Here is a 13,609-nt window from a genome sequence, read left to right on the forward strand (position 1 = left end):
GCGCCGGCAGCGTACTCCCTTCCCCTCTCGCTTTCGCCTTTCCCTGTGGACCCCTTCACCCTCACGGCCGGCCCCGGTCCGCTCGTCGCCGCCGCCGTCCACGACGGACACGCCGCCGACCCCGACACCGCCGTGCGCTTCGCGCTGGACGACCTTGAGCGCTTGCGCGAGGAGGACCCGTTTACCGCCGAGATGGCCGAGGTCGCCCCGGCGCGCATCATCGGTCGGCGCTCGCGCTTCGAGGTGGACCTCAACCGCCCGCCAGAGGCTGCGGTCTACCGCACGCCCGAGGACGCCTGGGGCCTGAACGTCTGGAAGGAGGACCTTCCCGAGAGCGTGGTGACGCGCTCGATGGGCCTCTACGACGCGTTCTACGACGCCGTCGGCGCGCTCTTGGACGAGAAGGTGCGCCGCTACGGCTCCGTCGTCGTCTACGACCTCCACACCTACAACCACCGCCGCGAAGGCCCGGACGGGCCTCTGGCGGACCCCGAGGCCAACCCCGAGGTCAACATCGGAACGGGCAGCCTGGACCCGCGCTGGGCGCCGCTCGTGGAGCGGTTCATGCGCGAGCTGAAGGAGGGAGCACAAGAGGCCGGGCGCGACGATCTGGACGTGCGCGAAAACGTCAAGTTCAAGGGCGGGCACTTCTCCCGCTGGATCCACGAGCGCTATGGCAACGGCGCCTGCGTGATCGCCGTCGAGTTCAAGAAGACGTTTATGGATGAGTGGAGCGGCGAGCCCGACCGCGCGCACCTGGAGCAGATCAAGGCCGCGCTCGTCCACACCGTTCCCGGCACGCTGGCCTCGCGCGAGGCCATCATGAGCGCGACGGCAGACGCATGAGCGGGCCGCGCGAGCACGACTGGGACACGCTGGCCCGCCGCGCCCGAGAAGGGGCCGGCGAGGCGGAGCCTCTAACGTTCGACCTCCCGGACCACTCCGGCCGGTTATTCGTGGACCACGCCGCGCCCGCGCTCGCCGTCCACCGCTGCCACACCGCGCCAGAGGCCTCTGGCGACCCGTCCAAGAACCGCGCGCTCGCGTGCTCCGAGGCGCACCGCCTGGTTACGAGCCAGCCCGCGTACCTGCTGGCCTCTGGCGTCTCCGCCGAAGCGAGCGGGACGGCTGCCGAGGGCGTGTGCGCGCTCACGGCCGCAACGGCCGAGGCCCTGGCCGAGCGCGCCGGCGCCGCGCTCGTCGTCGAGGTCTGGACGCCCATCGACGCGACCGATGACGACGATGTTGACCCGTTCGACCGGCGCCCCGGCTTTACGCTTTACCTCCCCGAAGCGCCAGAGGCCCAGGCTGCGGGCGCCGCCCTCGCCGACGCGCTCAGCGGCATCGAGATCGCCGGTCAGGGCGCCGACGTGACGTGCATCACGACCGACGCCATCGCGCCGCCCGGTCTCGCGCCGCTCCTGGACTGCGCGCCCGGCGCCAGAGGCCGCTCCCGCGTCGCGCTGCTCGGCCTCGCCGTGGACGCCGTCTTTCTCAACACGCGCGAGGACGAGTTCTACCCCCGCGTGCTCGACGCCCTCCGCGACGCCCTCGCGCCCGCGCTCGAAGCCGGCGCCACGGCCTTTGCCAGCGCGGTCGGCGCGCCAGAGGCGCCCTCCGGCCGGCGGCACCTGGAGCTTCTGGCGGAGCGCGTGGACCGTGGCCTCTCGCGCCTCACGCGGCAGTACGGCTTTCTCCTCCAGGTCACGCCCGTCAACTCGCGAGAGGCGTGGACGGACTTCAGCGAGTCGGGCTGCGACAGCGCGCCCGAACTGCTCTACCGCCCGCTCACGTTCGACCCCGACGCGCTCCGCCGCGATCTCTTCGCGCTACCCGTCGAGAGCGTCGAGGACCCCGTCGTAGCGCGCCTCTTGCGCGAGAAGCGCGACGAGATGGCGACCCAGGTGCAAATGATCCTGGACCGCGAGACGCCCGGATTCCTCGCGGGCAGCCTCAAGATCTACGGCGCGCCCGACGACGCGCTCGTGGCGCTCGCGCGCGACGTGCTCGCCGCGATCCCAGAAGCCTCTGGCGCCAGAGGCCGCGTGGCGGCCGGGGAGGAGGTCGTCGGCGCGACGGCGTTCGCGGCGGCCGCAGACGGGGAGTTGGAGCACTACCGCGCGCAGTTCGACGGCTTCTCGTCGTCCGTCGAGATCCGGAGCGACATCCCTGGCAGCCTGATGGTCTCGCAGGGGCAGCTGCTGATCGGCGCGGGCGCGTCCGTCCCGGCGCCTCGCGTGCAGGCGCTGCTCGCGCACGAGGTCGGCACGCACGTGCTGACGTACTACAACGGCTGCGCCCAGCCGCTGCGCCTCTTGCGGCACGGCATGGCCGGCTACGAGAGCCTGCAAGAAGGCCTCGCCGTGCTCGCCGAGTGGCTTGTCGGCGGCCTCACGCCCGCCCGGATGCAGACGCTCGCCGCGCGCGTGCTCACCGCGCGGTGCCTGGCCTCTGGCGCCACGTTTATCGAGGCGTTCCGCCACCTCAAGGAAAACACGGCGCTAACCGATCGCGGCGCGTTCGGCATCACCTTGCGGGTGTACCGCGGCGGCGGTCTCACCAAAGACATGATCTACCTCCGCGGCCTCCGCGATCTGCTCGCCTACCTCGGCAACGGCGGCGCCTACTGGCCGCTCTTTATCGGCAAGGTCTCGCTCGCGCGCGCCGCCGATGCCGAGGCGCTCCGCGCCAGAGGCGTCCTCCACGACGCCCCGCTCCGCCCCCGCTACGCCGAGGACGCGGACGCCCTCGCCCGCCTGGACCGCGCTCGCTCCGGCCTCACCGTTCTCGACCTCATGGCCTGACCGGCCTCTGGCGCCAGAGGCCGCCGCCTTCACCCCTCCCCTCGGGGAGGTGCCCGCGCGAGCGGGCGGAGGGGGTCGCGCCTCTGAATGCCTCCGAGCCCCGCCAGAGGCCTCTGGCGCACTCGAACCGGGCGTATGCGATACGCCCCTACGGCCTCCGGCTCCACATCTCTCTCTGCGTCTCGCCAGAGGCGCACTCTTCTCTCGACCTGCTGCGGACACGTGGACGGGCACTCTGCCCATCCCTCCCGCATCCCCCTTTCCCTCCCCGCATGCGCATCGCCTTCCTGATCAACGACTACGAGACTGAAAAGGACGTCTTCACCACGACGCGGCTCGCGCTCGCGGCTCACAAAGCCGGCCATGAGGTCTGCTACCTCACCGTCGAGGACTTCATCTGCGACCCGGACGAGACGCTGCGCGTGCGCGTGCGGACGCCCGGCGGGACGTACAAAACGGAGAAGACGTTTATCGAGGGCATCAAGGGCGATGACCACGTGGAGCACCGGATGCCCGTCGAGGAGATCGACGCGCTCCTCTTGCGCAACGACCCGGCCGACGACGCCGGCAGCCGGTCGTGGGCGCAGTCGGCGGGCATCGTGTTCGGCCAGATGGCGGCGCGCCGTGGCTGCCTGGTCCTCAACGACCCCGAAGGGCTCGCGAAGGCCGTCAACAAGGTGTACTTCCAGCGCTTCCCGGAGTCCGTGCGGCCCAAGACGCTCGTCACGCGCCACCCCGACGACGTGCGCCACTTCATCAAGGAGCACGGCGGCGACGCCATTATCAAGCCGTTCCAGGGCTCGGGCGGCGACGGCGTGTTCGTCGTCCGCAAGGACGACCACGCGAACCTCAACCAGATCATCGACGCCGTGTGCGCCAGCGGCTACATGGTGGTGCAGGAGTTTCTGCAAGAGGCCGCTGGCGCCGACACGCGGATGTTCCTCGTCAACGGCGAGCCGCTCCAGCGCGACGGCGTCTACGCCGCGCTCCGCCGCGAGGGCGCCGAGGGTGACATCCGCAGCAACATCTCCGCCGGCGGCAGCGCCGTGGAGGCCGTGATCGGCGAGCGCGAGCTGGAGATCGCCGAGATGGTGCGCCCGCAGCTCATCCAGGACGGCATGTTCATGGTCGGGCTGGACATCGCGGGCGGCATCCTCCTGGAGGTCAACGTGTTCAGCCCCGGCGGCATCGGCGGGATCAAGCAGCTGACCGGCGTGGACTTCGCGCCCGACGTGATCGCGGCGGTCGAGCGCAAGGTGCTCGCGCGGCAGCGGTACACTCAGCACTTCGACAACGTGACGCTGGCGACGATGTAGCGCCAGAGGCATAGACACTCTACCCAAACCGGTGTCATCGCGAGCGAAGCGCGGCGATCTCGTGACGCCGAGCGCTGAACCGCGAGGTCGCCGCGCCGCTCCTCGCGCGGACAGCACGCCGGGTCTGGGTCGGTCTCAGGCGCGCGAGCGCAGGCGGTCCGCCAGAGGCGTCTCGGCCTCTGGCTCGTCGTCGAGAAGGGCCGCGTCGATGCGGCCGGAGCGCGCGGGCGGCGCCTCCGCCAGAGGCTCGGCCTCTTGCGCGTCCGCCTCGGCGTTGCGCAGGGCGAGGTCGATGCGGTCCAGCGTGGCGTCGAACTTCGCGATCTGGCTGGAGGCGTAGGCCCGCATCCCGCCATACGAGCCGCCCCCGAAGAGGGCCGCGAAGAGGAGCATCACGATGGCCGGGACGAACATGTCGCTTTCGACGCCGGTAACCGCGATGAGGGCGAAGACGACGCCCATGACGGCGTTGATGCCCGTCGCGATGCCGAGGCCGAGCGCGGCGTTGGTCTGCGACTGCTCGATGACGACGCGCGTGCCGTCGCGCTCAGGCGAGAGCGTGACGGTGACGGGCTGCTGCTGATCGTTGGCAACGGAGCGCCACTCTCGGAGCGGGCCAATGTCGGTCACGAGGCCCGGCTTGTCGAACTGTCGCCGGAGGTCCATCACGATCTCGGCCCAGGTCTCGGGCGTGACGGTACCGCGGACGAACCGCTCGCGGCGAAACGCCAGCGGGATGCCCATGACGGTCTTGGTCGTCGCGGCCGGGTCGGGGCGGAGCGCGTCCATCGCGGCCTCGCGCACGAGCTCAGGGTCCAGCCCCGACGTGCGGCCGATCTCTTCGAGTTCCTCCAGCGACAGGCCGGGCTCGGTCTGTTTGCGTTCGAGTTGCCGCTCAGCCGCGGCGGCGAAGATGCGCTGGGCATCGGCTTCGGTGAATCGCTTGGGCATGGTCGGGGCGTGCTCCGGAAGGCGTAGGGGAAACGGTCGGGGCCGGCTTTGCGGGAGTCTACTCCCGGAGCCTCTGGCGGGAGCGCGCGTCGCCAGAGGCGTCCGGCGTGTTGTCCAGCAGCGACGCGTCGAGGCGTGGCGCGTCCGGGAGCGCCTCTGGCGCGTAGGTCTCCGCCAGAGGCGGGGCGCTTGCGCGGGCCTCGGCCCGCTCGTCGGTGAGGGCGACGGCTTCGAGGGCCTCCATCGCGCGGTCCAGCTTGCCTTCGATCCTCGGGCCTTTGGGCCAGAGCCGTGGCCACGCCCAGGCGCCAGAGGCGGCGCCCATCGCGGCGAACATCGCGGCGAGGACCAGAACGTCGGGCTTGCCTTTGACGACCGACGCGGCCACCATCACGAAGGCGTACCCGATCAGCATGGCCGTGGCGGCAAGCGCGCTAACGGCGTCGGCGCGCCACTCGCCAGAGGCCGTGATGCGCGTCCGCTCGCCCTCGGGCTCCAGGAGGACGCGGTACGGCCCGCGGCGCCACTCGCGCACCTCGCCGATGATCTCGACCGTGCCCGTGCCGCCGAGTTGGCGGCGCAGCGTGGCGACCATTTTGGCCCACTCGGCGTCGCTTACGCGCCCGGGCACGATTCGCGTGCGCTGCGCGCCGGTCTGGATGCCGAGAAACGGCGCGCTTGTCGGGAGGTCGTCGCCGGCGCCGAGGGCGGCCTGCTCCACGTACTGACTATCGATGCCGGCGGCCTCGGCGGCACGTTTGACCTCGTCGAGCGAGAGGCCGGGGCCTCTGGCGTCGTCGGACGTGGCCTGAAGGAGCGAGGCGCGGCGGAGGAGGTCGGCGGCTTGGCGCTCGGAGTAGTGGTCGGGCATGACGTGTAGGGGTGGCGTCCCTACGGGCCGTCGCGAGGGAAGATGCCTCTGGCGCCAGAGGCTACCGCACGAAGCTCGCGCCGTTGACGTCGACCGTCGTGCCCGTCGCGTGGTCCGCGAGGCCGCTGGCGAGGAAGACGACCGTCGGCGCGACCTCCTCGGGCTCGGCGATGCGGCCGATGCTCGTCTGCGCGTCCAGCGCCGCCGCGTCCTGCTCGATGGAGCCCGCGGCCATGTCCGTCCGCACAAAGCCCGGCGCGACGCCGATCGCGACCACGCCGCGGCGCCCCCAGCCTCTGGCGATGGACTTGGTGAGCGACACCACGCCGCCCTTGCTCGCGGCGTAGGAAAGGAACGCCGGGTCGTCGCCGCGGAAGGCCGCGCGGCTGGAGACCGTGACCAGGCGACCAACGATCTCTTCGGCGCCAGAGGCCGCGTGCCGCTCCGCCCAGTGCGCGACGGCCTCTTTCGCGAGGACCGCTAGCGAGGTCAGGTTCACGGCGAGTACGGTGTCCCACGCTTCCAGCCACTCGTCCAGGTCCGCCTCTGGCGACGCCTCGACGAACACGCCCGCGTTGGCGATCACGATGTCGACGCGGCCCATCGCCTCCATCGCCTCGCGCCAGAGGCCCTGAGCGGCACGCGGATCGCGGAGGTCGGCCGCGATCGCGATGCCGCCGAGCGCGTCGGCTTGCTCTCGCGCGGCCTCTGGCGAGCGACCGCTGTGGTGCAGCGCCACCCGGGCGCCAGAGGCCGCGAGTTGCTCGGCGACGGCGCGGCCGATGCCGCGGCTGGCGCCGGTGACGAGGGCGGTCTTTCCGGTGAGGTCGAGGGTCATGGCGGGAGCGGGAGGGCGCCGAACCTACGCCCCGTTCCCGTGCGTGCGCGCCAGAGGCCTCTGGCGCTACTCCGCGAGCAGCGCCCGCGTGTGGTCCAGAAGCTCCAGGCCGCCGAGCGGGCCGTGGCCGGGCACGACGAGCCGCGCCTCGGGGTAGGCCGCCTGCGCGCGCGCGATGGACGCCGGCCACTCGGCCACGTCAGCATCGGCCGTGTTGCCGAGGTCGTGCGTGTCCAGGTCCTTCACCGCGCAGCCGCCGAGGAGGATCCCCTGGCGCGGCACCCACACCATCGTGTTGTCCGCGGTGTGGCCGGGGCCGGGGTAAAACACCTCCAGCGGGCCGAACGCGGCGCGCTCACCCACGCCGAGGTCGCCGATGGAGGCGGGTACGGCTTTGCCCTCGCGGATGGCGGCCTCTCGCGTGAGCGGGTGGGCATAAAAGGGAATGCCGCGGGCTTCCAAGACCGGCGCGCCGCCGAGACGGTCGGCGTGCCAGTGCGTCGAGAAGGCGCGCGTGACCTCCATACCCAGCGTCCGCTCTGCCCAGCCCAGAAGCGCCGCCGTGCTTTCCTCGCCCCATGCCGTGTCGACGAGTAGCAGACCGTTACCGTCTTGCACAAGCAGGCCGTTCGAGGGATACCGCACGCCGTTGTCCAGCGTCCACCACGAGACGTGAAGCCACACGCCAGAGGCGATCTCGGTTACCTGCAGGTCGGGCGTGATCTCCCAACTCGGCCGCGCGACCTCTGGCGTGGCGGGCGTGGCCTGCGGGGCGGCCTCTGGCGCCAGAGGCTCGGACGTGGACTGGCAGCCACAGAGAAAGAGGACGAGGAGACAGACGCGGAGCATCGGGCCGGAGGGCTGGAAAGGGGGGCGCGAACGTAGCGCCGGTCCGTGGCCTCTGGCGCTAGGCGCGCGGCGGCCCGGCCGGCTTCATGCCCGCAGGTTTCGGCAGACCCGCGGGCTTCGCGAGTCCAGCGGGGCGCGCGGGCTTCACGGCGCCAGAGGCCCCGGCGGGTTGCGCCTCTGGCGCGGGGGCCGGCGCGCGCCAGACCGGCACGGACGAGCACGGCTCGCCGTACATCAGCTTCTTTGCGACAGCCTGGAGTTTCTGCGTCGCGAGCAGGAAGGCGTCCAGCGGCACGATGTCGTTGCCGCAGCCTTTGACCACGACGGGCTTGCCGGCGTACTGCGTCCAGTCGTGCGCCTCGATGGCGCGGACGAAGTGGTCGCGGCGGACGGCCTCTGGCGTCCCAGCACCGACGCCAGAGGCGACGGGCTGGAGCCGCGCGGCGACGAGCATGAACGCCCACGTCGGCACGATGGCATCGGCGGAGCACGTCACGGCCACGTGCTGGCCGGCGTACTGCTCCCAGTCGTGGTCCTTCATCGCCTGCCGGAAGTCCCGCTCGCGCAGGACGAGCCCGCGGTGCAGGAACGGCGCGAGGTCGAACGTGGCGACCTCGCCTCCGGGCCATAGGCTCGCGAGGTCGACGGTCGTGATGTCGCTCTGCGCGACGCGGTTGACGAGGTCCATCGAGTTCCTGGTTCTGAGTTCCTAGTTCCGAGTTGGGTCTCCAACCGATCTGAACCCGGAACTCGGAACCGGGAACTCGTCACTCGTCACGCGGCGCGCCTCTGGCGGGTGGCGTTTACCGCATCGGTGACGGCGCGGACGGCGTGGTCAATCTCTTCCTCCGACGTGGTGCGGCCGAGCGAGAAGCGGACGGTTGAGAACGCCTCGTCGGGCGTGAGGCCCATCGCGGTGAGGACGTGGCTGGGCTTCTGCACCTTCGTCTGGCACGCGGCGCCGGTGGAGGCGGCCACGCTGCGGAGCGAGCTCAGCAGCTTGCCGCTGTCGATGCCGTCGAAGACGACGCTAGACGTGTTGGGCAGGCGCGGGGCGCCAGAGGCGTTGATGCGGATGCCGGGTACGGCGTCCTTGAGCCGCACCTCGAAACGGTCGCGCAGGCCTTCCATGCGGATCGCGGCGGGCTCTAGGTTCGCCAGCGCGAGCTGCGCCGCGACGCCCATGCCGACGATCCCAGGCACGTTGAGCGTGCCGGCGCGCATGCCGTTCTGCTGCTGCCCGCCCGCGATCTGCGGCTGCAACCGCACGCGCGGCCCACGGCGGCGCACGAACAGCGCGCCGACGCCCTTCGGGCCGTAGAACTTGTGCGCCGAGACGGCGAGAAGGTCCACGCCTGCGGCGTCCGCGTGCACGGGCACCTTGCCGACGGCCTGCGTCGCGTCGCTCATCATGAACGCGCCCGCCTCGTGCGCGATCTCAGCGATGGGCCGCATCGGCTGCACAACACCGGTCTCGTTGTTGGCCCACATCACGCTCACCATCAGCGTCTTGTCGTCCACCTCGTCCCGCAACTGGTCGAGGTCGATCAGCCCCTCCCGGTCGACGGGCAGGCGGACCACTTCGAACCCGTCGTGCTCCAACGAGGCGATGGTTTCCAGAACCGCTTTGTGCTCGGTCTGGACGGTGATGATGCGGTGCTTGCGCCCGCCGTACGTGAAGCCCGCGCCGCGGAGCGCGAGCGAGATGGCCTCGCTGGCGCCAGAGGTGAACGTGAGGCCGCGCGGATCGCAGCCGAGGGCTTTGCCGATCCGCTTGCGGGAGATCTTGATCGCCTCGTCAGCAGCCCACCCGAAGGCGTGCTCGCTGGAGGGGTTGCCGTAGTGCTCCGAGAAGAACGGGAGCATCGCGTCCAGGGCCTCTGGCGCGACGGGCGTGGTGGCGTTGTGGTCCAGGTAAATCGGCGCGCTCATGTCCTCAAGGGGCCTATACACCCCGCGTTTCGCTGGCTGGCGGCGCGTTCCGTCAGCGCTTCCATAGGTATACGGAGGCGGGCCTCGCGTTGTTGTGAGGAAACGCCGGAATGACCGTGCCGGTTTGCCCTTAGGATCGTTCCCGAACTCCGCCTCTTGCGCCGACGGGTGGCGCCAGAGGCGCCGCTAGAAGCAGTTGGGGACATTCGGGAACAGCTCGTCGCAGAGGAAGCCGGCGCCGGTGGAGAGCACCTGAGAGTCCGTCAGAATGCCCTCGTGCGTGACTTCCGGAAGGCGGAGGTAGACGAATCCGCCCGCGGCCCGAATCAGCGGGTCCAGCGCCGAGCCGTGCTCGATGGGGACGACGGTGTCGCGCTCGCCGTGGGCGACGAGCAACGGCGCCAGAGGCCCGCTCTGGGCACTCGGCGTGGTGAACAGGGCAGGGGAGCGGATGATGAGGGCTAGGCGCGCCTCCTCTGGCGTCAGCGTGCCGTCGCGGAGAGGCGCGAGGGTAGCGTCGAGCACTTCGGTCAGGCCGGGGAAGTCCTCGTAGACCTCGCCGCGGAGGTAGGCGGCGGCGGCGGTGCGCACGGAGGGTAGGAAAAAGCTCGTCGGGGCGGCGAGGCTGAGGATGTAGTCCTCTGCGGTGGTCTGCTGAGCCGCCAGAAGTGCGCGGGTGCCCCCGCGGCCGTAGCCGATAAACGCCACGCGCGACGGGTCCGCGCCGTAGACCTCCGCACGGTCACGGACATGCTCTATGAGGGCGAGCGCGTCCGCCGTGCTCGCCGGGTCATAGGAGATAGATGTGGTCGGAAGCGGGCCCAGGGTTTCGCCGCCGACGCGGACCGCGCCGCCGCGGGGCATCGCGTAGACGATGACCGCCGCATCGCGCAGGCTCGGCCGAACCGGGACTGCGCTGATGGCTGCAGGGAAGGTGAGAAACGGGCCGTCCACGAACATGACGAGGATGGGGCGGAGCCTCTGGTCTCCGCTCTCGCGCGGCGCTTCCCGAACGGCGCCGATGGGGCTCTCATTCCCTGTGCCTCCGCTCTCGAACAGGACCGTTACCGTTCCATCGGAGCCGAGGTCGTACACGTTGCCCTGGCCCACCGCGCGGCTTTCAACGGCCCACGAGGCCCGCGCCGCATCCACCTCCCCCGGAGACGGCGGCGCGAACAAGTCGGTGAGGTTCACGCCCGCGACGACGAGATCACTCGACGGGCACTCCACCCCGGTTTCGGGCCCGCAGTCCCCGGCGGGCGTGTCGCCGCAGCCGGCGAGGAAGAGGGCGGCCGAGAGCGCGAGGCCTCTGGCGAAAACGTAACGGGACATAACCACAGAAAGAGGGAGGCAACGGTCTACGCCAGAGGCCGCGCAGGTTCCGGGAGATCGGCGTGCCCCGGCCTCTGGCGCTGGTGAGTCCGCGCCAGAGGCTTGTCCTTTAAGCCCTCGCCTGAAGAGGCTCTAGCGCGTCTCGTTCCAGCGGCGCCCGGCGCTGACAGCGAAGCCCGCGAGCATCACCAGCGTGCCGATCCAGAGAACGGAGATGAACGGCTTCTCCGCCGCCTGCACCACCACCCACTCCTCCTCTCGCGGCTGCGCGCCGTCGAGGAGCAGTTTGATCGCGTCCTCCTCGACCTCCATGCCCACAAACGTGGCGCCGAGGTTCCAGTCCAGCGCGCGGTTCTGCACGAACTGCTGCTGCTGGTCCTTCGTGATGGAGTAGACGGGCCGGAGCGTGCGCGTCTCGCCAGAGGCGATGTCGCGGATGACGAGGCGCGCGGCCACGGCGAGGTCCACGTTGGCCGCGTCCAGGCCGACCGCGTCGTAGTCGACGCCGAGCTCGTAGTCCGTAAAGGAGAGCATGTAGCGGTCGCGCCCGCCGACCTGGAGCATCGTCGAGTCGCCTCTGGCGAGGACGAGTTCCTCGGCCTCTTCGCTCGCAGCGCCGCCGGACTCGGCCTCGGAGGCGCGGTTGCTCATCGCGGACGGGAACACGGCGACGTAGAGGTCCTCAATGAGGTGCTCCTTTACGTCGGGCCGCTGGATCCACTGGTCGCGGATGTCTTTGTAGACCACGTTGCGGGTCTGGAAGGTGTGGCCGTCCTCGCGCTCCCAATCCAGGAGGTACGTCGGCAAGCCCTCCTCGTTGAGCTCGGTCCCGGTGTAGGTGATGCGGTAGCCGTCGCCGGAGTCGACAGTCTCGCCGAGCGGGACCACGACGTTGTCCCGGCTGCCCTGGATGTCCGTTCCTGCGCCCTCCCCGACGGGGTCGTTGAAGACGGCGGAGGCGAAGATGCCGAGCAGCATCAGCCCGAAGCCGACGTGTGTGAGGCTACCGCCAATGAGCTTCCAGTTGCCCTTGGCCACGCGGCCCATCACGAGGAGGTTGCCCCAGAGCGTGAAGAACGACGTGAACAGCAGCAGGAGCAGGAGCAGGCTCGTGCCGTGGGTCTGGAAGAACCCGGCGTCGAAGAGCCCCGCCTGGGCCGTCACGGGGCCGCCCACCGCGGCAGCGGGCTGAACGGTCTCCTGCACGAACGGCGTGGACAGGATCACGATGGCCGTGCTCGCGACGGTCAGCGCCAGAGGCCTCATGAGCACGCGGTTCACGTCGTCCACGGTCATCTTGCGCCACCAGAACACCTGCCCGATGCCCATCAGGAACGCGATGCCGATCGCCAGAGGCAGCGTCCACGCGTTGTAGAACGCGATGGGCACGGCGCTGGGGTTGTCGCGGAACAGCTTGCCGAAGATGGGGGCGCTCGTGCCGAGCGCGATCACGAGCCCGGTCAGGGCCAGCAGCAGCGCGCCGGTGAAGATCATGGACTCGCGCGAGAGCGTCGCGGGCGGCGTCGCGGGGGCGGGGAGCTCGCGGTAGCGCCACGCGAAGAGGCCGAAGCCGACGGCGCCAATGCTGAGAATCCAGACGAGGAGCTGGTTGTAGAGCCCGAGGTCCACGAAGCTGTGAACCGAGACGTCGCCGAGCACGCCGCTGCGCGTCAGGAACGTGGAGTAGATGACGAGTTGGAAGGCGACGATGCTGAGGATGAGCGCAGCCTTGTGCCCGGCGGCGGTCTTCTTCTGCACCACCATCGCGTGGAGCCCGGCCACGCTGAACAGCCACGGGACGAGGCTGGAGTTCTCCACCGGGTCCCATGCCCACCAGCCGCCAAAGCTGAGGGTCTCGTAGGCCCAGTACCCGCCCATCATGATGCCGCAGCCCAGCACGCCAGAGGCCACGAGTGCCCACGGCAGCGCGGGCCGCACCCACTGAGTGTAGCGCCGCGTGACGAGGCCCGCCGCGGCGAACGCGAACGGCACCATCGTGAGCGTGAAACCGACAAAGAGCGTCGGCGGGTGGATGGCCATCCACGGGTTCTGGAGCAGGTCGTTGAGGCCCTTGCCGTCGGCGGGGACGAAGCCGGCGACCTGGAGCATGGGCGCGTCGGGGAATTTCTCCGCCAGGGGCAGGAACGGGCTCGCGCCGAGCGAGAACGCGCCGAGATCGAGCCCGACGACCATGGAAAGCAGGAAGCCCGCGCAAAGCGCCGTCACGGCCATGACGGGAGCGCCGAACCACTCGCGGGTTTGGACGCCGACAGCGGTGATCTTCGCGCCTCTGGCGCCAGAGGCGTGTCCCGCGGAGTCGGCTGGAAGGCGCTGCGCGCTCCACCGCGCGAGAACCGCGCCGACGAGGACCGTCATGAGGATCCAGAGCAGGAACGAGCCTTCCTGCCCGGCCCAGAACGACGACATCCGGTAGTGGAACGGCATCGCGTCCGACGTCTGCTGGTAGACGTAGGCGATCTCGTAGTGCCCGCCGAAGATGAGCGCCCACAGGATGCCGCTGGCGGCGACGGTCCCTCCGAGGACGGCCCACCACGCCCCGCGGCCGAGGCGCATCCACGTCTCGCGTTCCGACGGCGCTTTTGCGACCGTCGCGCGGACAAAGGCGACGAGCGCCGCGATGGATCCGACAAAGGCGACCAGAAGGGCGATCTCGCCCGCTTTCCCTAACATCGTGGGGGAGGTTTCAGCGTGGAGT

General features: G+C 70.4%; 11 protein-coding genes. 3 read left to right on the plus strand and 8 right to left on the minus strand.

Features of this window, described 5'->3' with window-relative positions; translation table 11 throughout:
- The first annotated feature begins 45 nt into the window (after positions 1-45).
- The 3 genes from BSZ36_RS15905 to BSZ36_RS15915 all read left to right on the plus strand — a co-directional run bounded on the left by BSZ36_RS15905 (position 46) and on the right by BSZ36_RS15915 (position 4,120).
- Positions 46-846 (plus strand): N-formylglutamate amidohydrolase, encoded by an 801-nt coding sequence (locus BSZ36_RS15905; protein ID WP_218827712.1) that lies wholly within the window; start codon positions 46-48, stop codon positions 844-846.
- Positions 843-2,804 carry a peptidase MATCAP family protein gene (locus BSZ36_RS15910; RefSeq protein WP_094550724.1) on the plus strand — a complete coding sequence of 654 codons (1,962 nt, stop codon included), beginning with the start codon at positions 843-845 and terminating at the stop codon, positions 2,802-2,804. The genes BSZ36_RS15905 and BSZ36_RS15910 overlap by 4 nt, the downstream gene beginning before the upstream one ends.
- A gap of 272 nt (positions 2,805-3,076) precedes the next feature.
- Positions 3,077-4,120 carry a glutathione synthetase gene (locus tag BSZ36_RS15915; RefSeq protein WP_094550726.1) on the plus strand — a complete coding sequence of 348 codons (1,044 nt, stop codon included), beginning with the start codon at positions 3,077-3,079 and terminating at the stop codon, positions 4,118-4,120.
- Between the two features lie 135 nt (positions 4,121-4,255).
- On the opposite strand, the gene BSZ36_RS15920 is transcribed toward BSZ36_RS15915, so the two are convergent.
- The 8 genes from BSZ36_RS15920 to ccsA form a co-directional block, all read right to left on the minus strand.
- Positions 4,256-5,071 carry a hypothetical protein gene (locus BSZ36_RS15920; protein ID WP_094550728.1) on the minus strand — a complete coding sequence of 272 codons (816 nt, stop codon included), beginning with the start codon at positions 5,069-5,071 and terminating at the stop codon, positions 4,256-4,258.
- A 58-nt stretch (positions 5,072-5,129) separates the two neighbouring features.
- Positions 5,130-5,942, minus strand: coding sequence for a hypothetical protein (locus tag BSZ36_RS15925; RefSeq protein ID WP_094550730.1), 813 nt, complete (start codon positions 5,940-5,942; stop codon positions 5,130-5,132).
- A 61-nt stretch (positions 5,943-6,003) separates the two neighbouring features.
- Positions 6,004-6,780, minus strand: a complete 777-nt coding sequence (locus BSZ36_RS15930) for an SDR family NAD(P)-dependent oxidoreductase (RefSeq protein WP_094550732.1) — start codon at positions 6,778-6,780, stop codon at positions 6,004-6,006.
- Positions 6,781-6,846: 66 nt separating this feature from the next.
- The gene (gene bla / locus BSZ36_RS15935; protein WP_094550734.1) at positions 6,847-7,629 is read right to left on the minus strand and encodes a subclass B1 metallo-beta-lactamase; all 783 of its coding nucleotides are present in this window, start codon (positions 7,627-7,629) and stop codon (positions 6,847-6,849) included.
- 58 nt (positions 7,630-7,687) lie between these two features.
- The gene (locus tag BSZ36_RS15940; protein ID WP_094550736.1) at positions 7,688-8,317 is read right to left on the minus strand and encodes a DUF2480 family protein; all 630 of its coding nucleotides are present in this window, start codon (positions 8,315-8,317) and stop codon (positions 7,688-7,690) included.
- An 86-nt stretch (positions 8,318-8,403) separates the two neighbouring features.
- Positions 8,404-9,561, minus strand: a complete 1,158-nt coding sequence (locus BSZ36_RS15945; RefSeq protein WP_094550738.1) for a cysteine desulfurase family protein — start codon at positions 9,559-9,561, stop codon at positions 8,404-8,406.
- Between the two features lie 186 nt (positions 9,562-9,747).
- Positions 9,748-10,893, minus strand: a complete 1,146-nt coding sequence (locus BSZ36_RS15950) for an alpha/beta hydrolase family protein (protein WP_094550740.1) — start codon at positions 10,891-10,893, stop codon at positions 9,748-9,750.
- Positions 10,894-11,025: 132 nt separating this feature from the next.
- Positions 11,026-13,584 carry a cytochrome c biogenesis protein CcsA gene (ccsA, locus tag BSZ36_RS15955; protein WP_094550742.1) on the minus strand — a complete coding sequence of 853 codons (2,559 nt, stop codon included), beginning with the start codon at positions 13,582-13,584 and terminating at the stop codon, positions 11,026-11,028.
- Positions 13,585-13,609: the final 25 nt, after the last annotated feature.

Origin of the sequence: Rubricoccus marinus (assembly GCF_002257665.1) — a bacterium.
GTDB lineage: Bacteria > Bacteroidota > Rhodothermia > Rhodothermales > Rubricoccaceae > Rubricoccus > Rubricoccus marinus.